Origin of the sequence: Marinobacter sp. 2_MG-2023 (genome assembly GCF_030546935.1) — a bacterium.
Lineage (GTDB): Bacteria > Pseudomonadota > Gammaproteobacteria > Pseudomonadales > Oleiphilaceae > Marinobacter.
Genome location: NZ_JAUOPH010000002.1, coordinates 554,714 through 577,885 on the forward strand (window position 1 = coordinate 554,714; position 23,172 = coordinate 577,885).

At 51.7% G+C, this 23,172-nt stretch carries 21 protein-coding genes and 2 pseudogenes; 10 read left to right on the top strand and 13 right to left on the bottom strand.

The window, feature by feature from the left end:
* Nucleotides 1-134 precede the first annotated feature (134 nt).
* Complete coding sequence (locus tag Q4501_RS06330) at nt 135-812, bottom strand: DUF2959 domain-containing protein (protein WP_303595164.1); 678 nt, start codon at nt 810-812, stop codon at nt 135-137.
* A 79-nt stretch (nt 813-891) separates the two neighbouring features.
* Between Q4501_RS06330 and Q4501_RS06335 the strand changes: the two are divergent.
* Nucleotides 892-1,251 (top strand): annotated as a pseudogene (locus Q4501_RS06335) (YchJ family protein); the annotation flags it as partial.
* Between the two features lie 33 nt (nt 1,252-1,284).
* Nucleotides 1,285-1,350: pseudogene (locus Q4501_RS06340) on the top strand (SEC-C metal-binding domain-containing protein); the annotation flags it as partial.
* 13 nt (nt 1,351-1,363) lie between these two features.
* Here the strand turns inward: Q4501_RS06340 and Q4501_RS06345 are convergent.
* The 10 genes from Q4501_RS06345 to rpmH form a co-directional block, all read right to left on the bottom strand.
* Nucleotides 1,364-1,942: a superoxide dismutase family protein gene (locus tag Q4501_RS06345; RefSeq protein ID WP_303595165.1), complete on the bottom strand. Its 579-nt coding sequence runs from the start codon at nt 1,940-1,942 to the stop codon at nt 1,364-1,366.
* 24 nt (nt 1,943-1,966) lie between these two features.
* Nucleotides 1,967-2,467: a superoxide dismutase [Cu-Zn] SodC gene (gene sodC, locus Q4501_RS06350; protein WP_303595485.1), complete on the bottom strand. Its 501-nt coding sequence runs from the start codon at nt 2,465-2,467 to the stop codon at nt 1,967-1,969.
* A gap of 150 nt (nt 2,468-2,617) precedes the next feature.
* The gene (locus Q4501_RS06355) at nt 2,618-3,043 is read right to left on the bottom strand and encodes an EF-hand domain-containing protein (protein WP_303595167.1); all 426 of its coding nucleotides are present in this window, start codon (nt 3,041-3,043) and stop codon (nt 2,618-2,620) included.
* Nucleotides 3,044-3,111: 68 nt separating this feature from the next.
* Nucleotides 3,112-3,990 (bottom strand): SDR family oxidoreductase, encoded by an 879-nt coding sequence (locus Q4501_RS06360; protein ID WP_303595168.1) that lies wholly within the window; start codon nt 3,988-3,990, stop codon nt 3,112-3,114.
* A 121-nt stretch (nt 3,991-4,111) separates the two neighbouring features.
* Entirely contained in the window at nt 4,112-4,654 is a 543-nt protein-coding gene (locus Q4501_RS06365; protein ID WP_303595169.1) for a type 1 glutamine amidotransferase domain-containing protein, read from the bottom strand.
* 272 nt (nt 4,655-4,926) lie between these two features.
* Nucleotides 4,927-6,297: a tRNA uridine-5-carboxymethylaminomethyl(34) synthesis GTPase MnmE gene (gene mnmE, locus Q4501_RS06370; protein WP_303595486.1), complete on the bottom strand. Its 1,371-nt coding sequence runs from the start codon at nt 6,295-6,297 to the stop codon at nt 4,927-4,929.
* A gap of 119 nt (nt 6,298-6,416) precedes the next feature.
* On the bottom strand, nt 6,417-8,144 hold the full coding sequence (gene yidC, locus Q4501_RS06375; RefSeq protein ID WP_303595171.1) for a membrane protein insertase YidC: 1,728 nt from the start codon (nt 8,142-8,144) through the stop codon (nt 6,417-6,419).
* A gap of 4 nt (nt 8,145-8,148) precedes the next feature.
* Nucleotides 8,149-8,442 carry a membrane protein insertion efficiency factor YidD gene (yidD, locus tag Q4501_RS06380; RefSeq protein ID WP_303595173.1) on the bottom strand — a complete coding sequence of 98 codons (294 nt, stop codon included), beginning with the start codon at nt 8,440-8,442 and terminating at the stop codon, nt 8,149-8,151.
* Complete coding sequence (gene rnpA, locus Q4501_RS06385; RefSeq protein WP_303595174.1) at nt 8,442-8,849, bottom strand: ribonuclease P protein component; 408 nt, start codon at nt 8,847-8,849, stop codon at nt 8,442-8,444. The genes yidD and rnpA overlap by 1 nt, the downstream gene beginning before the upstream one ends.
* A 15-nt stretch (nt 8,850-8,864) precedes the next feature.
* The gene (gene rpmH / locus Q4501_RS06390; RefSeq protein WP_008172542.1) at nt 8,865-8,999 is read right to left on the bottom strand and encodes a 50S ribosomal protein L34; all 135 of its coding nucleotides are present in this window, start codon (nt 8,997-8,999) and stop codon (nt 8,865-8,867) included.
* Between the two features lie 677 nt (nt 9,000-9,676).
* Between rpmH and dnaA the strand changes: the two genes are divergently transcribed.
* The 5 genes from dnaA (at nt 9,677) to gyrB (ending at nt 17,287) form a co-directional block, all read left to right on the top strand.
* Complete coding sequence (gene dnaA / locus Q4501_RS06395; protein ID WP_303595176.1) at nt 9,677-11,143, top strand: chromosomal replication initiator protein DnaA; 1,467 nt, start codon at nt 9,677-9,679, stop codon at nt 11,141-11,143.
* Between the two features lie 40 nt (nt 11,144-11,183).
* Entirely contained in the window at nt 11,184-12,287 is a 1,104-nt protein-coding gene (dnaN, locus tag Q4501_RS06400; RefSeq protein WP_303595177.1) for a DNA polymerase III subunit beta, read from the top strand.
* A 10-nt stretch (nt 12,288-12,297) separates the two neighbouring features.
* Nucleotides 12,298-13,569: an AarF/ABC1/UbiB kinase family protein gene (locus Q4501_RS06405; protein WP_303595179.1), complete on the top strand. Its 1,272-nt coding sequence runs from the start codon at nt 12,298-12,300 to the stop codon at nt 13,567-13,569.
* 121 nt (nt 13,570-13,690) lie between these two features.
* Complete coding sequence (gene recF, locus Q4501_RS06410; RefSeq protein WP_303595181.1) at nt 13,691-14,824, top strand: DNA replication/repair protein RecF; 1,134 nt, start codon at nt 13,691-13,693, stop codon at nt 14,822-14,824.
* 48 nt (nt 14,825-14,872) lie between these two features.
* Complete coding sequence (gyrB, locus tag Q4501_RS06415; protein ID WP_303595183.1) at nt 14,873-17,287, top strand: DNA topoisomerase (ATP-hydrolyzing) subunit B; 2,415 nt, start codon at nt 14,873-14,875, stop codon at nt 17,285-17,287.
* A gap of 120 nt (nt 17,288-17,407) precedes the next feature.
* Here gyrB and Q4501_RS06420 read toward each other — a convergent pair whose 3' ends face one another.
* Nucleotides 17,408-18,145 (bottom strand): VC0807 family protein, encoded by a 738-nt coding sequence (locus Q4501_RS06420; protein ID WP_303595185.1) that lies wholly within the window; start codon nt 18,143-18,145, stop codon nt 17,408-17,410.
* 99 nt (nt 18,146-18,244) lie between these two features.
* Nucleotides 18,245-19,522 carry a 4-aminobutyrate--2-oxoglutarate transaminase gene (gene gabT, locus Q4501_RS06425; RefSeq protein WP_303595187.1) on the bottom strand — a complete coding sequence of 426 codons (1,278 nt, stop codon included), beginning with the start codon at nt 19,520-19,522 and terminating at the stop codon, nt 18,245-18,247.
* Between the two features lie 227 nt (nt 19,523-19,749).
* On the opposite strand from gabT, the gene Q4501_RS06430 reads away from it, so the two are divergent.
* Genes Q4501_RS06430 through Q4501_RS06440 form a run of 3 tightly spaced genes read left to right on the top strand, consistent with a single transcriptional unit; the run spans nt 19,750 to nt 23,167 of the window.
* Nucleotides 19,750-20,724 (top strand): MbnP family copper-binding protein, encoded by a 975-nt coding sequence (locus Q4501_RS06430; protein ID WP_303595189.1) that lies wholly within the window; start codon nt 19,750-19,752, stop codon nt 20,722-20,724.
* A gap of 53 nt (nt 20,725-20,777) precedes the next feature.
* Nucleotides 20,778-21,923 carry a methanobactin export MATE transporter MbnM gene (locus Q4501_RS06435; RefSeq protein WP_303595190.1) on the top strand — a complete coding sequence of 382 codons (1,146 nt, stop codon included), beginning with the start codon at nt 20,778-20,780 and terminating at the stop codon, nt 21,921-21,923.
* Nucleotides 21,920-23,167, top strand: a complete 1,248-nt coding sequence (locus tag Q4501_RS06440) for a hypothetical protein (RefSeq protein WP_303595193.1) — start codon at nt 21,920-21,922, stop codon at nt 23,165-23,167. Before Q4501_RS06435 ends, Q4501_RS06440 begins: the two co-directional genes overlap by 4 nt.
* Nucleotides 23,168-23,172: the final 5 nt, after the last annotated feature.

Genomic DNA, 23,172 nt, shown 5'->3' on the forward strand with positions numbered 1-23,172 from the left:
TTCCCTTATAGACCGACGTTATAAAGGTGTGAATGATAATGATTATCTATTTAATGCGCAAATAAGAATTTATGTCATTTGAGAAAAGACAGCTTCAGGTTTTAAACCAACCGAAAGCTTGACCATTTCTTCGGTTAAACAGACCCCTCACGGAACTGCTGTATAAATGCCTCGGATTCTGCAATGGAAGCTTCCATCTCATTTATCAGGCTGTCCACATCCTGGCGAATCTGCCCTAGCTCGTCTTGCAGAGAACCGATCGCCTGAGCATTGAGATTGTGTTTCAGAAACAGAACCTGATCTTCAAATGCTTCCAGGACTGGATCCATACGCTTCTCAACCTGGTGCATACGCGCTATCAGACTGGCGTATAGCTCTCGGGTTTCATCAAGCCTGAGTTTGCTGGTCTTCCGCAATGACGCACTTTCGTAGAGATCCAGTTCGTCTTCCCATTCATCAAACAAGGCACCGGATACGTCCTCAACGGCCTCAATACGATCCCGAACCGCATCCGCCGATTCAAGACTGTCGTCATATGCCTTGCTGATCAGGTCGTATTTTTCCTGCAACCCGGTTTCCGGAGTATCCACCACACTCTGAAACCGCTCTAGCGATGACCGGAATGTTTCACGGGCATCGTCCTGAGCATCACGGGCTTCACCCACCCGATCCACCAGAATATCGCGCTTTTCGATACCCAATTTTTCCATGGTGCTGTAATACATAGAACTGCAACCGCTTAATACGAGCAGTAGGCATAGCAAACCGGTTAGCCGGGTGACAACAGAAACTGTGCTGGGTGGTGTGGACATGGTTTGAATCAATCCTTTTGTGTTTGAAAGCGGTTGTTATACTGCAGGCTTCAACCCCTGAAGCAAACGCCACACGTCAATGTCTGAGAAATCTACTATCCCATACTGCCCCTGCGGCAGCCAGAGCAGCTATGCAGACTGCTGCCAGCGCTATCACCAAGGGGCCATCGCCGACACGCCCGAGGCATTGATGCGCTCGCGCTTTACGGCGTTTGTGCTGAAGCTTGAAGATTATCTGCGCGCCAGCTGGCACCCCAGCACACGACCTGCAGAGCTTGTTCTGGATAATTCTCCGGACTGGGCGTCGCTGCATATCCTGAAAAGCGAGAAAAATGGAGACAGCGGTGATGTTCACTTCCAGGCGATCTACCGGCTGAATCCTGGCTGGGGTTACCTGGAAGAACACTCACAGTTTGTGCGGGAAAAAGGTCGCTGGTATTACTTGAGCGGCGAGCCCCAAGAAGGCGTTTTAAAGCCGGGGCGAAATGACCCATGCCCATGTGGTAGCGGCAAGAAGTTCAAGGCCTGTTGCCTTTGAGAGGCGCCGCGCATCAGTCCACAACTCCACACGCGACAATGCGGCCACTCCCTCCGTTCTTGGGGTCATCAGAATAATTATCAGGATTCGCATGAATAACCAGAGCTCGGTTCGGAAGATCTCTCAGCGTTAGACGAGGGGCGTAAACCGGATGAGTAGCAAGCTCCTTGTCGTTAAAGTAGAGGTTTGGCAGATCTCCAAGATGCCCGTCGCCATATGGGCCTGAATGTGTCTCTGTCAGTCCCGGGTCGTAGTGTTCACCGGCTTTGCCGCCCGCTACCGCATCCAGAGACGTCCCAATTTCTGCTTCTTCCTCGGTTGGTCCGCAATTACCGTTTTCGTGCAAGTGAAATCCATGCAAACCAGGGCTGAGGCCCTTTAAATTTGGAGTGAGAACAATGCCTTTGTCGTTCTCAACAATACGTATGGTACCGCTAACCTCAGAGGGCCCGCTGGCCGTTGCGTGTTTCATGGTTACGGTTTTAGATCTGTTTCCTGCGTCACCTATGGCTGATTCGGTTTTTTCGCCAGAATGAACTTCTACTGACAAGCAAAAACCGGCCAATGCAACGCTGCAAAGAATGAACTTCATAACAGTCTCCTAGTGGAACATTCTCTATTCACCCGTTACCACCACGCAGGCTACCCGATCGCCGCCACCTCCCAGTGGATCCGGGGAGTTGTCATAGTTATCTCCACCTGAGTGGATAACCAAGGAGCGATCAAGCAGATCCGCGAACTTTAACGCTGGGGCAAGCACAGGCACGGTCGCTTTACCGTCGTCATTAACATACAAAGCTGGAAGATCGCCTTTATGCCCCTCTTCAAATGGGCCTCGGTGCTCCCCCGAGCCAGGGTTATAATGGCCGCCTGCTGCCCCGGCCGGAATTTTTTCACCCTTTTTTTCAGCGAGCTCGCAGGAGCCATTTTCATGTAAATGAAAACCGTGGCGACCCGGCTCCAGCCCGCTCAGATCGGGCTCGAAAAGAACACCATGTTCATTGCTCCGGATCTGAATGGTTCCGATCGGTTCACCGATGCCGTCCGTGGTAACCCGGTGTACCTTTGCCTCAATCTGGTTTGCTTTGGCGGTTACCGCCCAGGCAGGCACGCTCATTAAGCTCGCAAGCCCTAATATCAAGAGCGTCCGTTTGATCATGATTTCCTCCAACTCCGCGTCACTACACCCGGTCTCTGGAAAACCGGGTGTATAAAATTAAGTCAATCGCTAATGGGAAACAGAGGGTCCGCAGGATTGCGATAAAGCTTAGTTCCGTTCGGATTCAATCATGCCTCCGTTCAGTTCCTTGCGAGAGATAGTGCCATCGCCGTCATGATCGTAAAGCTCAATCAATCGCTCACCTTGCTTCTTTGGGTTTTCGCTCTCCCCTGCCTGGGATGCTTTCCGATACTTATTCAGTTCTTTCGCCTCCAGCTTGCCATCCTTATTAGCATCCAGCTCATCAAACCTCAGGCTTGTTGAGCTGTTACCGTCCTGGTCTTTTCCCGGTTTTTCAGAATCGTCGCCAGCTTCATGCGAACTGGCATGCCCGCCTGCATCATTGGGCCCGCCCATCTGTTGGGCGGTCGCATTCGGAGTATCAGGGCTGGTGGTACGTGTCTCCTGGGCAAAAGCAAGACCCGGAACCAAAAGGGTCAGGGATATAATCGAAAGTATCAATTTTCCAAACATGGCTATTCTCCATTTCATGTTCGTGGTTACTGTGTTTTTCGCAGGCTGCCTTCTCTCTTCTCGACTGACTAAAGCTGCTTGCTGCCACCGGTTACGCCGTATATTTCTCCAGTTATATAACTGGATTCCGGGGAGGCCAGAAACACATACACAGGCGCAAGTTCAGCGGGTTGCGCCGGCCGGCCAAGTAAGCTGTTGGCGCCGAACTCGGGGACTTTATCAGGCGGGAAAGTGGTGGGTATCAAGGGTGTCCATACAGGGCCAGGCGCCACGCCGTTCACTCTTACACCGTGATTGATGGCTTCCGCTGCAAGGGACAGTGTGAAGTTGACAATCGCTGCTTTGGTGGCCGCATAGGGAGCAAGATTGTTGCTCGGCTTGAATGCCTGAATTGACGTTGTATTAATAATGCATCCACCCGGCGGGAGCTTCCGGAGCGCCGCCCGGCATAGATAGATCATGCCTTCAATATTGGTGCTGATGGTATGGCGGAGTTCGGAGTCAGGTACTTCCTCCAGGCTGCTGTACGTTTGCTGGAACCCGGCGTTGTTGATCAGAATATCGAGTTGGCCGAAATCACGGAGCACTCGTTCTACCAGTTCGTCACATTCCGAACTCCGGGTCTGATCCATTTTTACTGCCAGTACTTTCCTGCCCGCCTTACGAATCAGCTCGGCGGTTTCTTCGGCATCAGCCTCTTCTTCAAGGTAGCTAAACGCAACATCGGCGCCCTCTCTCGCGTAGGCGAGCGCTACGGCGCGGCCGATGCCACTATCTGCACCTGTAATAAGTGCGACACGCCCCTTAAGTTTATCGCTACCCTGATAGGTGGTTTCGCCATGATCGGCGCGGGGGCGCATTTGCCCTTCGCGACCGGGAATGCTTTGTTGCTGTTCCGGAAAATCCGGGGTCGGGTATCTGTATCGCGGATCCTGTAACTGGCTCATCGTAGGTCTCCTATATAAATTGCTCCAGACAGCAAAAACTGTCTTGGGGCGATCGGACCTCTATAGTTTCCAAGTACCGGGTAATCACGCAGTTGCTTGTGCCTGCAGCGAACGTCCAGCACTAAACCGGCGACAACACCTCAATAATGCGCGCGCAAAATGCATCCAGATCATCGGGGCTGCGGCTGGTAATCAAACCATCATCGTCGGAAACTGCCTTATCTACCCAGGTACCTCCTGCATTACGTATATCGGTTTGCAAGCTGGGAAACGAAGTGAGCGTTTTACCTTTCAATACACCTGCTTCTATAAGCAACCAGGGCGCGTGGCAGATAGCGGCCACCGGTTTTTGGCTGTTGAAAAAGTGCTTCACAAACGAAACGGCATCTTCATTCATCCTCAAGGCATCTGGGTTGGCAACACCGCCTGGTAAAACGAGGGCGTCATAGTCATTTGCGGTTACCTCGTTAACAACCTTGTCTGATTCGAAACTGTGTGCTTCATCGAGATGGTGATAGGCAGTAATTTCACCCTTTTCCAGAGTAACAAGGTGAAGGTTTGCTCCTGCTCCCTGAAGATCTTTCCAGGGACGGGTAAGTTCGATTTGTTCGACACCGTCTGTGGCCAGAAATGCGATGGTTTTTTCGTTCAGTGGTGCGTTCATAACAATTGCTCCTCTGACTTTGAAATACCAGGATTCTGAATTCCCAATTGTATTGGATTTCGGATATCTGCCCTGGCCAGCCTATCCAAAAGCCGGCTACTATTCGAACTCTGGCGCGCTACCCTACAGAGTTTTCATACAGACAGCTGTAGTGCCCGGCGCGTGAAGAATCCGAAATTCATTGAATTCCAAGAAGATATAATTCTGTAATTGTCGGGAGAGGTTACCGGGTTTTAACCGGCTTGTTGCAAAGCGAAAGGACCATGGCTGTTTTACTTCCCGATGCAGAAGGAACCGAAAATCTTCCCCAAAAGCTCATCGGGCGTAATCTGACCGGTGATTTCTCCCAAGGCATCCTGAGCAGCTCGCAGATCCTCAGCGAGCAACTCGCCAGCGCCATAGCCTTCCAGCTGCGCCTGACCCTGGACCAGAGCATCCAACGCCCGCTGCAAAGCATCCAGATGTCTGCGCCTGGCCAGAAAGCCGCCTTCCGTAGTACTGGCAAAGCCCATGCATTGTTTGAGGTGATCACGCAGTACTTCCAGGCCATCGGTGGATTTCGCCGCAAGACGAATTACCGGTGCGTGGTCTCCAGGTAACTCTGAGATACCCACGCTCTCTCCACTCAAATCCACCTTGTTGCGGATCACCGTGACCGGAGCTGAAGCAGGTAACTGATCAATAAAATCCGGCCATATTTCGTGGGGAGTGGTTTTATCCGTAGTGGTGGCATCCACCATGAGCAGAATGCGGTCGGCCTGGCGAATTTCGTCCCAGGCCCGGGCAATGCCGATCTGTTCCACTTCATCCGGGCTGTCTCGCAAACCTGCGGTATCAATAATATGCAGTGGCATGCCATCGATATGGATATGTTCCCGCAAAACATCCCGTGTTGTACCTTCTATAGCCGTCACGATCGCCGCTTCTCTGCCTGCGAGGGCATTAAGCAGACTGGACTTGCCTGCATTGGGTCTGCCGGCTATCACCACTTTCATACCATCGCGCAGGATTGTTCCCTGCTCGGCTTCGCTCATAATGCCCTGAAGCTGTTCCAACAAGGCTTGCAGGTCCAAAGCAACCTTACCGTCCGCCAGGAAGTCGATTTCCTCTTCCGGAAAGTCGATAGCTGCTTCCACATAGATACGCAGATGAGTTACCGACTCCACCAGAGTTTCAATACGCCGTGAAAACACACCTTGCATGGAGCGCACAGCGCAGCGAGCTGCCTGTTCTGAGCTGCTCTCGATCAGATCTGCAATGGCTTCAGCCTGGGCCAGATCCAGCTTGTCATTAAGAAAAGCCCGCTCAGAAAACTCTCCAGGGCGCGCCAGACGTGCGCCAAGACTACGCACCTCGCGCAGCAACAAGTCCAGAATAACGGTGCCACCATGGCCCTGTAACTCGAAAACATCTTCACCGGTGAACGAGTTCGGGTTAGGGAAAAACAGGCCGATTCCTTCATCAATCAGTTCACGGTTTTGATCAAAAAAAGGCCCATAATGAGCGTATCTTGGTTTAGGTGTGTAGCCCAACATAGTGGCAGCGATAGTCTTTGCCTGCGGCCCGGACACGCGAACTATACCAACCCCGGCCTGACCAGGAGCTGTAGCTATGGCAACAATGGTGTCGCTGCCATAGGAAATATCCGGTGTTGTTGAGCTGACGTTCATGATACCTGCCTCTTACACAAGAGTTTTACCCGTTCCTGAAACAGTAAAGGCCCCTTACGGAGCCTTTACTGAGCGATCAATAAGCCAATTGATCAGTGTTTCTTCTCGGCCATTTCTGCTTCGATCTTGCGAGTAATGTACCACTGCTGACTGATCGACAGAATGTTGTTCACCAACCAGTAAAGTACCAGACCAGCCGGGAACCAGAGGAAGAAGACGGTAAAGACCACTGGCATCAGCTTCATGATCTTGGCCTGCATCGGGTCTGGCGGAGTCGGGTTCAGACTCATTTGCAACATCATGCTGGCACCCATAAGGATTGGCAGGATGAAGTAAGGGTCCATCACTGAAAGATCGTGAATCCAGAGCATGAATGGTGCATGGCGTAACTGCACACTTTCGAACAGCACCCAGTACAGGGAAATGAACACAGGCATCTGCACCAGAATCGGAAGACAGCCACCCAGAGGATTGATTTTCTCCTTCTTGTACAGCGCCATCATTTCCTGGGACATGCGCTGGCGATCATCGCCATACAGTTCTTTCAGACGGGTGAGTTGCGGGGCAACTGCACGCATACGACCCATGGAACGATAGCTGGTGGCGGACAATTTGAAGAACACGCCTTTAACCAACACTGTCAGAAGGATAATCGCTACGCCCCAGTTGCCGACAATGCTGTGAAACCATTCCATGATGATAAACAGAGGAAGCGATATGAAGAACAGCCAACCGAAATCCACCGTACGATCGAGACTTGGTGCAACGGCCTCCAGACGATCGATAATTTTAGGGCCGACATAGGCACGGGCACCGATTTCTGTTGTTTCACCCGGCGCAACGGTTGTAGCGGGGTAAACAAAGCCCATTACATGCAAAGGACCGCGACGAGTCGTCTGAAACTGAGCCGGCTGATCTCTTTCCGGTACCCAGGCAGCAAGAAAATAATGTTGTAAGAACGCCATCCAGCCGTTAGTGACGGTTTGATTGATACGGTTCTCTTCCAGATCGTCAAAATCATACTTTTCATAAGGATCTTCCGGAGAACTGGTTACCAGGCCAAGAAAAGCCTTGATTCCCATGCTTGGCCCAGATGTGGGATCAGGCGCCTGATCGCGAACAATCTTACCGGTAAAGTTAGCCTGCCAGTTCTCGCTGGAACCGTTGTCAATCAGATAACGAACATCAATTTCATAGCTGTCACGTTCGAACTTATAACGTTTAGTGATGCTAACGCCGTTGTCCATGGTGTGAACAAGATTAACGGTTAGCTCATTTTCGCCTTCGGCAAGTTCATAGTTGGTCGCATCGGTATCGTAGACAGGCGCTTGACCATTTTTTGCACTGTCTGGGCCATTTTGGCCGATAAGGCCACTTTCCAACACGTAAAAGCGGTTTTCTGTGTTGTTCAAGAGAGTTAGTGACTCATCACCATTTAGTGTCTTGTCGTAGTCAAGCAAAGAGCTTTTGACAAGATTACCGCTTACACGATCGATAACGAGATCAAATACATCGGTTTTGATGGTGATGTACTGGTCGGTCACATTGGCTTTGTTGCTTGCCATACTGGCAACCGATTGTTGACCCTCAGGAGTTGCGAACTCTTCATCTGCGCGATTCGTAGCCGTTGTTTGCTGGGCTGTCTCGCCTGGAAGCACCATGGAATCAGACCCAACAGAACTGTTATCTGTCTGTATACGCGATGATTCTGCCACCTGCTCAGTGGGCACTGGCTGGTGATAATCCTCATTCCATGCCAGCACCATCAGATAACTGACAACTGCCAGGCCGGCGAATAATACGATGCGTTGAATATCCATAGAGTTACTGTCTGGTCTGGGTTGTTATTGAGGAATGGTCAGCCTGCGAGCAGCACTTGATCACGTCTTCTGGCCCGGATTGTAAAGTTCCAGGAACCGGATCATATCCACCTTCGGCCCATGGATGGCATCTCAAAAGGCGTTTTACGGAAAGATATAAACCTTTTAGTGAACCGTGATGAGAAATAGCTTCTACAGCGTATTGCGAGCAAGTGGGGTAATGGCGGCAGTGGCTTGCCATCAAAGGGCTGACAGCGTACTGATAGAAACGGATAGGAAGAAGCAGCAAGTTACGCATTAATCCTTTCCCTCACCGGAGGATGAAGATCCTGCAGGCTGTGATGTGGGGAGCTGATGATACTTTTTCGTTAACCGTTGCCAGAGACCGTTAAGGGATTTGCTAACTGTCTGGTTATCGAGAGACGCAAGCCCCTGACGACCAAGTACAATAATATCCATTCCGGGGAGTTCAGGCTGGTGACGAAAGGTTTCCCGCACCTGGCGTTTAATCCGGTTTCGCTGTACCGATAACTTCAGATTCTTTTTTGCAAAAACAAGACCGACCCTGGCATGTCCGAGGTTATTCGGAGTTGCCAGGATCAGAAAATTCCTATGCGGAACCTTCAACTGCACGTCGTTGAAGACTTTGCCGTAATCGGCGGGTCGTAAAAGACGATGCGATTTCGGGAAATTCAAAGCCTTCATAAGGCGAGCGACAGGTTACGCAGACAGACGGGCACGGCCTTTGGCACGACGACGGGAAATTACCTTGCGGCCGTTGGCAGTTGCCATACGGGCACGGAAACCGTGAACGCGCTTACGCTTCAGGACGCTTGGTTGAAACGTTCTTTTCATGGTGACTATCTCACAATTCGTGTGTTGAACATTGAAGAGTTGGTTGAAAAATTAATAACCAAAACAGGAGCGGCATTCTATGCAAATTTTATCCTGGGTTCAATGTTTATTGGTACGCGCTTGTGCCGATGTGCGAGGGGCTCATCCAGAGGGTTCCAAAATGGCAGAGGAATATCCGCTGGTTCCATGAATAACAGTAGTTATAGGCTTTTTTATAATTCTTTTAAAGATTCTATTATTACTGTTATTACGCAGCTCCATTTCTGTGGAAAAGCGTATTTATTAAAGAAAGATCAATACCTTGGATCATTGACAAAGCTGAGTAGAAGTGCGCTTGAGCCTTGTGCATAAGAGCATAACGGATTGTGGACAAGTAGCGCCTGCACGAATTTCTCCAGTTATCCACCGGAACCTCCATGATTGTTCACAGAGTTGGCGGCCTGTTGTGCACAAAGGTGTGTGGGTAACTCCGTATTAAAGAATTTTCTGTACACAAGGTTGTGTGTAAACTCTTAACAAATTGATAACAAAGAATATATATTTCCACAGGCTGTTTATAGCGAGGTGTTTACTCTTTCACTGAGGGAGCCGGCAGGTTAGAATCCTTGGTCATCTTTCGGAATCGGACGACCCTTGTCCGGTTTCAGAAATCTATGCGTTTTCGGGAGCAGACGGTCGTGCCTAACAGCATGTGGCATCAATGTCTTGAAGTACTCCGGGATGAGTTTCCCGCACAACAGTTCAATACCTGGCTCAGGCCCCTCCAGTCCGATCATCGAGAGGGGCAGCTGATGCTGTTTGCACCTAATCGTTTTGTTATGGACTGGGTGAATGAGAAGTATCTCCGGCGTATAGAGGAAGTGCTCAAAGAATTGAATAATGGTCAGGCCCCGAGAGTCGGTATGAAAGTCGGATCGGCTCCCCGGGAAAGCGAACCGGTTATGCGCTCGGAACTGGCTAAAAAAACCTCACCTGCCAAAGCACAGGATGAGGCAGGTGGCAGGGTTACCGAGGAAGAAAAAGGTGTCGCGGCAACCTCAGGCGGCCAGCCCCAGGCACATCTTAATGAATACAGATCAAATGGCGGGCGTCGGCCTGTCCAGGTAGAGGGTGATATCAAACATCAGAGCTTTCTGAATGAAGGCTTTACGTTCGATACCTTTGTCGAGGGCAAGTCCAACCAATTGGCCCGGGCAGCATCGATGCAGGTCGCGGAAAACCCGGGCGGAGCCTACAACCCGTTGTTTTTATATGGAGGGGTTGGTCTGGGTAAAACCCACCTGATGCATGCTATCGGGAATGATATTGTCCGTCGTAATCCCAACGCCAAGGTAGCTTATCTGCGTTCGGAGCGGTTTGTTGCTGATATGGTCAAGGCGCTGCAACTGAATGCGATCAATGAATTCAAACGCTACTATCGATCTGTCGATGCGTTGCTGATCGATGATATTCAGTTTTTCGCTCGTAAAGAGCGTTCGCAGGAAGAGTTTTTTCACACCTTCAATGCGTTGTTGGAAGGCGGGCAACAGGTGATTGTAACCTGTGACAGGTTCCCCAAAGAAATTGTGGATATGGAGGAGCGCCTTAAATCGCGTTTTGGTTGGGGGCTGACCGTTATGGTAGAGCCGCCTGAGCTGGAAACACGCGTTGCGATCCTGATGAAAAAGGCAGACCAGGTTAACGTAAAACTCAGTAGCGAGGCTGCATTTTTTATTGCCCAAAAGATTCGCTCGAACGTAAGGGAGCTAGAAGGTGCGCTTCGTTTGGTGATAGCGAATGCTCACTTCACAGGGTCTGAAATTACGCCGCCGTTTATCCGGGAGAGTCTGAAGGATTTGCTTGCCTTGCACGAAAAGCAGGTGAGTATTGATAACATCCAGCGAACGGTAGCTGAGTACTATAAAATAAAGGTTGCGGATCTTCATTCGAAGAGACGGACCCGCGTAGTGACCAGGCCCCGACAAGTGGCCATGGCGCTTTCCAAAGAGCTGACCAATCACAGCTTGCCGGAAATCGGAGATGCGTTCGGTGGGCGCGACCACACAACGGTTTTGCACGCCTGCAAAAAGATTGTGGAATTGCAGGAAACAGACCCGGGCATCCGCGAAGACTATCAGAACTTTATGAGATTGCTGACCACATGAAGACCACATTCATCCTTCCAACAACAGAAAGCTGAGTGACATGAAACTGACGATCAGCCGTGAATCCCTGCTCACACCGTTGCAAAGCATTGCCGGTGTCGTTGAAAAAAAGCAGACCATGCCGGTGCTGTCCAATGTGCTGCTGGTAGCCGAAGACAATTCACTGATCCTGACCGGGACGAACATGGAAGTGGAGCTGGTGGGGCGGGTTACACCCGTTCATGTTGACCAGCCCGGGCGAATTACTGTCCCGGCCCGTAAACTTTCAGACATTTGCCGGGCCCTGGGTGACGAAGCACCGATAGAACTGGTGCTTGAAGGTGATCGGCTGCATGTGCGGTGTGGCGCAAGCCATTTCACGCTTTCCACTCTACCTGCGGAGCATTTTCCGAACGTAGAAGATGAACCCGAAAGCTTCCGGCTTGAACTGCCCCAAAAAGAACTCAGGCGCATGTTCGATGCCACAGCCTTCGCCATGGCACAGCAGGATGTCCGTTATTATCTTAACGGGTTGCTGCTGGAGGTGGATAGTAGCCACATACGTACAGTGGCAACCGATGGTCACCGCCTTGCAATGGCGCATGTTGAGCTGGACACGGGTTGTGCTGAACCCCGCCAGGTGATTGTTCCCCGTAAAGGCGTACTGGAACTTTCACGGCTGCTTGATGATGTGGAAACACCGGTAACATTGGTAATCGGTGATAACCATCTGCGCGCAACCGTTGGTTCCTACACCTTCACGTCCAAGCTGATTGAAGGTAAGTTTCCGGACTACAACCGGGTCATTCCCCGGGGCGGCGACAAGATAGTTCTGGCGGACCGCGCCACTCTGAAGAATACGCTTCAGCGCGCCGGCATCCTCTCCCATGAAAACATCCGCGGTGTTCGCCTGAATCTCGCGACGAACGAACTCCAGGTGTTTGCCAACAACCCCGATCAGGAACAGGCCGAAGATGCACTGTCGGTCGACTATCAGGGTGAATCCTTGCAGATCGGTTTTAACGTCGGCTATCTGGTGGATGTCATGAATGCGTTGGATGAAGACCAGGTGAAGTTGACGCTTTCTAATCCGAATAGTAGCGCACTGATCGAATCCCAGAACGATAATCGCTGCCTGTATGTTGTTATGCCAATGAGGCTTTAGGAGAAGATTGATGGGCACCCTAGTCAACGGAATCAAAGGCGCCTTCAGGATCGGGCAAACCCTTTCTGTATTGGGCCGGACAGGTGTCAAATGGGTCGGGGGCGAGCGTCCCCCTGCTCCACGATTGCTGCGCCAGACATTTGAGTCCCTGGGTGCAACCTATATCAAGTTGGGACAGTTCATCGCAAGCTCACCAACTTTCTTCCCGAAAGAATACGTTGAAGAGTTTCAGTATTGTCTGGACCGAACGCCCAATCTCCCTTTTGGTGTAATCAAACGCATCATCCGCGATGAACTCGATCTGCCAATTGATCAGGTGTTCGCGGAAATCGACCCGGTGGCTCTGGCTTCTGCCTCAATCGCGCAGGTGCACGCAGCCCGGCTGGTAACCGGTGAAGATGTTGTGATCAAAGTTCAAAAGCCCGGTGTAGAAAATATCCTGCTGACGGATCTTAACTTTCTGTACCTCTCAGCACGGATCCTGGAAACCCTGGCGCCGAAACTCTCCTGGACATCACTCTCCGGTATCGTTGAAGAAATTCAGCGCACCATGATGGAGGAATGCGATTTCATCAAGGAGGCCAATAACCTCAAGGTGTTTCGCAAATTTCTCCAAGATACGCACAATGAAGATGCAACGGTTCCCTTGGTCTACGAACACTGCAGTACCCGTAGGATTCTCGCCATGGAACGTTTCCACGGCGTGCCTTTGACAGATCTCGAAAGTATCCGGGGTTATGCAAAGGATCCAGAGCGGACATTGATTACTGCTATGAATACCTGGTTCGCTAGTCTTACGCAGTGCGAGTTTTTCCATGCGGATGTGCATGCGGGCAACCTGATGGTATTAGAGGATGGCCGTGTAGGCTTTATTGACTTCGGGATCGTCGGACGGATTCGGCCAGACACCTGGCAGGCAGTCAGTGATTTCATTTCGTCGGTGATGGTAGGTAACTTCGATGGTATGGCAGAGGCCATGATCCGTATCGGGATTACCAATCAGACTGTTAAGGCATCGGATCTTGCAGCGGATCTGCGCAAGCTATATCAGCAGATGGATAAAATGGTTCCTGATCACGTACCCTATCAGGCGGACCAGGCGGAAGACGATGTAAACAGCATTTTAATGGACATGGTGAAAGTTGGCGAAAGTCACGGTCTGCACTTTCCCCGGGAGTTTGCCTTGTTGCTGAAACAGTTTCTGTATTTCGATCGCTACGTACACATCCTTGCGCCGGAGATGGATGTGTTCATGGACGAGCGTCTTAACATGCTTCACTGAGGCGGGTCGCCTTCATTAGCTGTGTTTTGTACACTGGCGCAGCATTTCACGAGACGGTGATATGCTGCTTTTTTCGTGGATACGTCCATTCCCCTTGTTGCCGTGATGAGCTGTCCTTTCTATGGCGCTGGTAAAGCTTCATACCGAGTTTTTTCGCAACCTTTCTCCGGCTGAACCTGTTTCGTTCTCACCTTCGTTCAATCTGCTTTATGGAGCCAACGGCAGCGGGAAGACCAGTGTACTTGAGGCTATCGGGTACCTTGGCCTTGGGCGCTCCTTTCGTGTAAATCGCCATCAGGCTGTTGTTCAACACGGTCAAAGCAGGTTCACAGTCTTTGGTGGTCTGGACTATGGATTTGACGATAAGCGGAATGAAGAATCGTCGGGTGTGCTGGCTCATCGTTTAGGCATATCTCGTGATGTTGCCCAAAAGGAAACAACGCTCCGCGTAGATGGCGAAGGCGTGCGCAGTCTGTCTTCGCTAGCAAAGCATTTACCGGTTTCCGTCATCGATCCGGGTGTTTTTGATATCGTTGCCGGTGGTCCGGGAAAGCGTCGGCAGTTTCTTGATTGGGCGGTGTTCCACGTGGAACCTTCTTTCGCATCCAGCTGGCAGCAGTGCCAGAGAGTCACATCACAGCGGAATAAAACGCTGAGAAATGGTAGACTGGACGAAGCCATGTTGCGTGTCTGGGATGCCCAGTACGCGGCGCTGAGTGAAAGAATAAGTGAGGTCCGAAAAGCTACTTTTGATCAATTTAAAAGTGCGTTCGATGATCTGGTTCACGAAGTGGATGTGAGTTGGACAAAGGGTCTGAAACTCGAGTTTTATCCCGGGTGGGATACGAGTCAATCTTTGGTAGATGTGCTTGTATCCCACAGGGAACAGGAAATTCGTATGGGGCACACTCTTTATGGGCCCAACCGTGCGGATATCCGGATAAGATTTCAGGGTCGACCTGTTGCCGAAACGTTTTCACGCGGCCAACAGAAAACCCTCGTTATCCTGATGAAGATTGCCCAGTGCATGGTGTTGAACGATCTCGGGAAACAGGTCAGTTTCCTGTTAGATGATATTAATGCCGAGCTGGATGAGGGCCATAGAATAATGTTGGCTCGAAAGTTACAGGATTTACGTTGCCAGGTATTCATTACAGCCATTGAACGTCCGGATCCGGAGGTGCTGTGGCAGGGTAGCCAGATACCTGATTATCGAATGTTCCACGTGGAACATGGCAAATTGAAGGAAGAATAAAACCGGCTAGAAAGACAGTGCCGGCCCTTACGCTTCAGGAGTTTTTTAATGAGTGAATCGAGCTACAATTCCGCCAGTATCAAAGTCCTGAAAGGTCTGGACGCGGTGCGCAAACGGCCTGGGATGTACATTGGTGATACAGACGACGGCACAGGTCTGCACCACATGGTCTTTGAGTTGGTGGATAACTCCATCGATGAAGCTCTCGCAGGGCACTGTTCCGAAATCGGCATTATCATACACCCGGATGAGTCGGTGAGTGTTCAGGATAATGGCCGTGGAATTCCTGTCGATATCCATGAAGAAGAAGGCGTCTCTGCGGCTGAAGTCATCATGACAGTACTTCACGCCGGGGGTAAGTTTGATGACAACTCCTATAAGGTTTCCGGTGGTCTCCACGGTGTGGGGGTTTCCGTTGTAAACGCCCTCTCCTCAACGCTCACCTTGACCATCCGCCGTGATGGCAAGGTGTATGAGCAGGTTTACACCCATGGTGTACCCAATGCGCCTTTGAGCCCGGTAGGTGATACAGACGCTTCGGGAACCAGGGTTCACTTTATCCCGTCTCCAGAAACCTTCAGCCACATCGAATTCCATTACGATATCCTCGCCAAACGTATAAGGGAACTTGCGTTCCTGAACAGTGGTGTCCGTATTCGACTGACGGACGAGCGTAGTGGTAAAGAGGAAGTCTTCCAGTACGAAGGAGGCTTGAAGGCGTTTGTTGAGCATCTCAATGCCAATAAAACACCAATAAATCGTGTTTTCCACTTCGTTCGCGAGCGTGAAGACGGGATTTCTGTAGAAGTTTCCATGCAGTGGAACGATGCCTTCCAGGAAAATATCTACTGCTTCACCAACAACATACCGCAGCGCGATGGCGGTACTCATCTGGCAGGCTTCCGAGCCGCCCTCACCCGCTCCCTGAACAATTACATTGAGCTTGAGGGGCTGGGGAAAAAGTCCAAAGTAAGCACCTCGGGTGACGACGCTCGTGAGGGACTGACAGCGATCATCAGCGTTAAAGTGCCAGACCCCAAGTTTTCTTCACAGACCAAAGACAAACTGGTGTCTTCGGAAGTGAAAACAGCGGTCGAGCAGGAGCTTTATCAGAGCTTTGCTGAGTATCTTCAAGAGCAGCCAAACGAAGCCAAACTGATCGTCAATAAAATGATTGAAGCAGCGCGAGCTCGTGAAGCTGCCCGTAAAGCGCGGGATATGACCCGTCGTAAAGGCGCACTGGACATTGCAGGCTTGCCAGGCAAGCTCGCGGACTGTCAGGAAAAAGATCCCGCGCTTTCCGAACTGTTCATAGTGGAGGGTGATTCGGCCGGTGGTAGCGCAAAACAAGGCCGGGATCGCAAGACTCAGGCTATTCTGCCGCTGAAAGGTAAGATCCTGAACGTAGAGAAGGCACGCTTTGACAAAATGCTTTCCTCTGCCGAAGTTGGCACTCTGATTACAGCTCTGGGCTGTGGTATTGGCCGGGAAGAATTCAATCCGGATAAGCTCAGGTATCACTCCATCATTATCATGACGGATGCTGACGTGGATGGTTCTCACATCCGCACCTTGCTGCTGACGTTCCTGTTCCGCCAGATGCGGGAAATTATTGAGCGCGGCCACGTATTTATCGCCATGCCACCCCTCTATAAGGTCAAGCGTGGCAAGCAGGAGCAGTACCTGAAGGATGAGAAGGCAAAGGAAGCCTTCCTGACCCAGACTTCACTGGAAGGCGCGCAGCTATACGTTAATCCGGAAGCTCCTCCGCTCAAGGACTCTGCCCTTGAGACGATGGTGAAGGATTATCAGGCCGTAATGGCAATGATTGACCGGCTGTCCCGTGCTTACCCTGCTAAAGTGCTCGAACGGATGCTTCAAAACGAAACTCTGAAGCCTGAGTCTCTGAAGGACGAGCAAACAGTTTCTGCATGGTCATCCCGCCTCGGCGAAGGCTTGAACGTGGATACACGTACCGGCACCAAGTATACCTTCTCGGTTTCAAAAGATTCCGAGCGTGGCCTGTACCTGCCCAAGGTCACCATCTACGTACACGGTATTCCCCATGAACACGTTTTCAGCCATGACTTTTTCGAGTCGCCATCTTACGGCGCCATTGCTCGCCTGGGTGAGACGCTGAACGGGCTTATTGAGGAAGGAGCCTACGTACAACGCGGTGAACGCAAGCAGGCCGTATTGTCGTTTGAAGGGGCACTGAGTTGGTTGATGAAGGAAGCCCAGCGGGGTTTGAATATTCAGCGTTACAAAGGTCTTGGTGAAATGAATCCGGACCAGTTGTGGGAAACCACCATGGACCCTGAAACCCGTCGGATGATGAAAGTGAAGATTGATGACGCTATAGCGGCTGACCAGATCTTTACGACACTGATGGGTGACGACGTTGAACCTCGTCGTGACTTTATCCAGACCAACGCACTGGAAGTGCACAACCTGGATATCTGATAAGTCTTGGTATTTGACGATTAAAAAAGGCGGCCAAATTACTTTGGCCGCCTTTTTTGCATCAGAAAATCAGTAGGTTAGCGTTTCTGTATGTACGTTATTTGAATCAAGGCGTGTTATTTAAGATCTTGCCTTCTCTTTCTCCGCAAGATGCGGTGCCATTACTTCCTCCAGAGTGTACCCCGTCAGACGGCGTATGGTTCTCCACAGGTAATAGAAGATAAGCATCATCATCACCATGGAGGGGATCGCAATCATGGGATAACTCACGAGCGTCATTCTGCCGAGTTCTTCATTAAACGCTTGGGTGCCGGAAGGGCTGACCACGATCCAACGTGCGAGAACGTAGTTCATGATGGAGGAGAACAGAAAGGTACCGGCAAAAAAGTAGCTGGCTTTCAGTAAACGTGCTTCAAACTGCCCGACACAGTTTTTCTCTTCCAGAGAGCGGTGGATTTTTTCCACATCGAGTACATTCGGGTTATAGAGAAGCGTACGGACCAGAGGATATTTGGTGCGGGTAGACACCAGTACCGCCAGACCGATAATTGCGGGAATGGCTGCCTCTTTTACGGCCAGCCAACCGGCATCCAGTTCAAGTAAACCAATACCGCCCGTTAGCCCGACACTGATGAGGCCCAGTAGCGCGATAAAGTTCTTCTTATGGTAACGGACCAACTCGAACAGCCCCCAGCCCAAGGGGAAGGCCAAGCCCAGTATCAAGGCGTTAACACTGCCAAGATACTCGTCGCCGCTGAATTTCATCAGAATAACGGATGGAATAATGATACTGACCAGAAGATCGACCCAGGGTCTGGGTTTGTGGTCAGGTGCAGAGTGGGTATTCGATGAGTTCATAGTTCTGCCTGGTTGGTGAAACGGCTAGGGGCAGTATACGACGAACGCTATAAAAAAACCGAACCCGGAGGCTCGGTTTTTCGACGGACAACACTTATATCATGCGCCTGCTTCTTTAAGGCTTTCTTCAACAATTGCCAAGCCTTCCTCAAGGATATTGTCCTCGATGGTGACCGGCATCAGGAAACGAAGCGTGTTTCCGTACAATCCACAGCTCAGCAGAATCAGGCCTTTTTCTTTGGCCTTTTGGGTAATGGCTGCGGCCAGTTCCGGCATGGGCTTGCGGTTGTCAGCGCTCTCAACCAGTTCAAACGCGGCCATGGGGCCAAGGCCTCGAACGTTGTCCACATGGGTGAACTGTTCCTGCCACTGGGTAAAGCGTTTGTTCAACTTCTCACCCAGGCGCTGGCTTTTGGCCAGAATGTCTTCCTCTTCAAATACATCGAACACCGCCAGTGCGGCTGCGCAGGCTGTCGGGCTACCGGTGTAGGTGCCGCCCAGAGAGTTGGGGCCTGACGAGTCCATGTACTTATCTGTACCAACAATAGCTGAAATCGGCATGCCATCCGCCATACTCTTGGCCATGGTCATAATGTCCGGCTTAACACCGCTGTGTTCAATGGCGAACATTTTGCCAGTACGACCAAAACCACTCTGGACTTCGTCGACAATCATCATGATGCCGTTTTCGTCACAGATCTTGCGGATCTCCTCCAGGAAGCTGGTCGGCGCCGCATAGAAGCCGCCCTCACCCAGTACCGGCTCCAGCACAATAGCAGCCGTCTGGTTAGCCGGAGAATCGGCTTTCATGGTCATGCGCAGACCACGCAGGGCCTCTTCCTCGCTGACGCCGTGATAAGGCACAGGATAGGGTGCACGGTAAACAGTGCCCGGCATTACGCCAAAATCTGTCTGATAGGGTGCCGCCTTACCATTCATCGCCATGGTCATAAACGTACGACCATGATACCCACCGTCGAAGCAGATAATGTTGTTACGGCCAGTCGCGGCGCGGGCGATTTTGATCGCATTTTCAAGAGCTTCGGCACCGGAGTTAGCCAGCATAACCTTGGCATGGCCTTTTACCGGGGCAACCTCACTCAATTTTTGAGCCAGCCGCACATAGCCCTCATAGGGCATAACCGTCTGACAGGTATGCATCAACTTATCCAGCTGGGCTTTTACCGCCTCAACGACTTTCGGATGCCTGTGGCCGATGTTGAGCACACCGATACCGCCAGCGAAGTCGATCATGCGCTTGCCGTCTGCGTCCCACAGTTCTGCGTTGGTTGCGTGGTCGGCAAATTGCTCATTTGGGCTTGCCACACCGGCTGCAACATAGCGTTCTTTCAGTGCTTGCAATTCTTTATTGCTCACTTTGCCATTCTCCCTGTGTATCGGATTTAACTGGTTCAATAACAGTGTAGGGAGTACGGGGGCCTGACACAAACCGATGAATGAAAGTAGTGCCCGGATGGGGCCCGTGAAAGCCAGGCTGCCGCGACAACATGTCACATCCATATTTGTGCTTAAGCCAAAGATAATGAGTGAGTTTTAATAAGATGACTAACGCTAACAATTATTAACAACAACTGGAGTGTGACGTGGAAAAATATGGAATCTATTGTTTGATCGCCGGTGGCTTATTGCTGAGTGGTTGTGGCGGAAGCTCGTCTTCGTCTTCTACGGAAACAGAAGACGTCACCGGGGTAACCGAACTGACAATACCCTTCAAGGCATTGGTGGGCACTGATCCGATGACATGCGGTCAGACCTTCACTGGCCTAGGCTTGAATTCAACAGACGTTACGTTTGTCGACTTCAGGGTGTTTATCAGCAATATACGCCTTGTTACAGACCAGGGCGAAGAAATTCCATTCAATCTGGACGTAGATGCGCCCGGTCAGAACGCACAGGTGGCATTGCTGGACTTCCGCGATACAGCAACAGTAAACGACGCCGGAGATGCGACGGACGTATGCGTCTCAGGTACAGATGAAAATCCGGGCTTCAAGGACTCTCTGGTGGGTACTGCCGATATTGACCCGGCGAAAACCATCAGCCACTTCGAATTTACCATAGGTGTACCATTCGAACTGAATCATGTCGATCAAGCCGGCGCAGAAGAACCGTTGAGAAACCCTGGTCTTGCGACCGGTATGGCCTGGAGCTGGCAGAATGGTTACAAATTTATCGGAGCGGACGTAGTACCAACCTATGAAGGTGGAAGCCGTTGGAATTTCCACCTAGGCAGCACAGGTTGTGACGTCGGGACCTCTGAACTGCAAAACGGTGATGCTCCCACCCCGTGTTTAGCTGATAACCGTGTAGACGTGTCTTTGGCTCTGGGAGGATACGAGTTAGGGGATTACGCAGTCGCAATCGACTATGCTGCCTTGGTATCTGCTTCCAACTTAAATGAGAATGAGGGTGGTGCACCGGGCTGTATGTCCTTCGCAGGCGACCCAGAGTGTCCGGCTGTGTTCAAAAACCTCGCTCTGCCATTCGGCGAAGAAGATAACGCCGATGGTAATCCGAACATTGAGGTGTTCAAGATAGTCGAGCTTTCGGCACCATGAGAAAATGCCAACTGTGGGCCGGCCTTTGCCGGCCCGCTTTCGGTGTTGTCCTGTTGATACTGTTGAGTGGCTGCCTGGAACAGAGCCAAACCACGGTGGACGATCAGGGTGCCCGGATTTCCAGTTTTGATTGGGGGCTTCCCGAGCACATTCCCCTGCCCCGGGAACCTGAAGATAACCCCATGACGGAAGAAAAATTCCAGCTTGGGCGGCATCTGTTCTATGACACCCGCTTGTCATCCAATGGCACGATCAGCTGTTCCAGCTGTCATCATCAGGACAAGGCGTTCAGTGATGGTCTGGCTCAGGCTTCCGGCGCGACAGGGGAACGTCACCCGAGGAACAGTCAGGCTCTGGTGAATGTTGCCTGGAACAATACCCTGACCTGGGCCAACCCCAGCCTTGGCACCATTGAAAAACAGATCATGATCCCTCTGTTTGGCGATGACCCCATCGAGCACGGGCTGAACGAGGGCAATCATGAGCAGGTGCTCCGTAGCTTGCAGGCGGAACCTGAGTACGCAAGTCTGTTTGCCGCAGCATTCCCGGATCAGGCTGATCCCTTATTCGATGATCTGGCCTGGGACAATGTGGTTAAGGCGCTTGCCTCTTTTGTACGTGGATTGAGCTCTTTCGACAGTGATTTCGATCGCGGAGCTATGTCTGCTGCGGCGCTGCGAGGGGAACGGTTATTCAACAGCGAAAGGCTTGAGTGTTTCCACTGCCATGCCGGGTATAACTTTACCGACGCCACTACAGACCGCCTGACTACCTATAACACTCTGCTTTTCCACAATACCGGGCTCTACAATATTGACGGTCTTGGTGCTTACCCGGAACCGAATACCGGCCGCCATGAGGTAACCGGGAGGGCGGATCATATGGGACAGTTCCGTGCTCCCAGTCTGAGAAACGTGGCGCTGACCGCACCATACAACCACGATGGCTCGGTCGACACTTTAGAGGATGTGATCCGTAACTACGCCGCCGGTGGCCGCCTTAGAGTATCCCCGCCCAATGCGGGCGATGGTCGTATGAATCCCTTAAAAGACGGTTTCATCGCTTCGTTTCCGATTACGGAGGACGAAATTCAGGATGTGGTGGCCTTTCTGGAGTCCCTGACGGACCAAGCCTTTGTTACCAATCCCCGATTTGCAAACCCCTGGACCGATAATTCCAATAAGGATCTCATTCCATGATTCGTTTCTGTCTCTTGCTGGCGCTGCTGTTGCCGGTTACGGGCTACGCGCACTACATTCCCGAAGACGCTCAGTTGGAAGTGAGCGCCAGTGTGGTGGCAACCTGGCGCTCTTCCAGTCTTGTTGATGAATACGAATTCTGGCAAATCCCCGGAACCATGATGGGTGGACATGCCTGGCCCCAGGAGAAAGGTGTCAGTGTTGATGAAGCGATGGTGTCGCTGGGTTCCCGTATCAATGAGCGGGTGTTCGGGGTCATCGAAATCGGCAGTCATGGCGGTGGAGATGACCATAGCGACGAGGTGGAACTGCAACACGCCTACTTGGGCTATGTCTGTTGCGATGCCACCGGCCCCTGGGTACTGGAAGCGGGCAAAATGTCGGCAGTTTTTTCTCCGAGCCTGTCCAGCCACGCAGCTGATCGCTGGATCAGCGATACGCCCCTGGTCAATGACGTGTTTTTTGGCCGCGACTTCCACGATGAAGGTGTGCGTTTCTGGTGGCATGAAACGGCAGGCCTGTCGGCGGGTGTCGAGCTCTGGCGCGGTAAGGCCTTTCCAGCCACCGATACCGGAGACACCAACTGGGACATATTTGCCAGTTATCGGTGGCAGGGAGAGCGACTTAGCCTTTCCGGGGGTGGCTGGTTTTACCGGGCGTCTGCCAGTTCGAGGGCGGACCACCGCTACGGTGGAACTCATACGCATACCCCGGTGGCTCCGCCTGGCGTAACAGCGACTCCGTTCCCTGATACCCGCTTTACCGGAGATACAGACATCGCCGGCCTCCACGGAGCCCTTCGTTACAACCCCCAACCGCATTGGCAATGGGGCGTAGAAGCAGAGCTGATGCAAATGGATATGGACGGAATTCTGCATGACTCTACTGGACGCGAGGCCAGTGTGGATAGTGATCAGTTCGGTGGCTGGGTGCAGCCCTATGTGCAGTGGCGCCGTCATATTGTGGGCCTGAGAGGAGAATGGCTTACAACCGACAATCATCTGGTGGGCGCTGCTGCGCCGGTTCTGGCCACTGATTCAGGTCTTGCGAATCCCGAGGATCACGATCCAGAGCGTTACACCGCATTTTGGCACTGGCAGTGGCGAGACAATCTGGCGCTACGAACCGAGGTAACCGAGGATCGGACCTTGCCAGAAAGCGATCTGCGCTGGTCGGTGGGCGTGGTTTGGAGCGGCCGGCTTTGGCCTGCAACCTCGGGCTCCAGTGCCGGGCACCAGCACTGAAACAG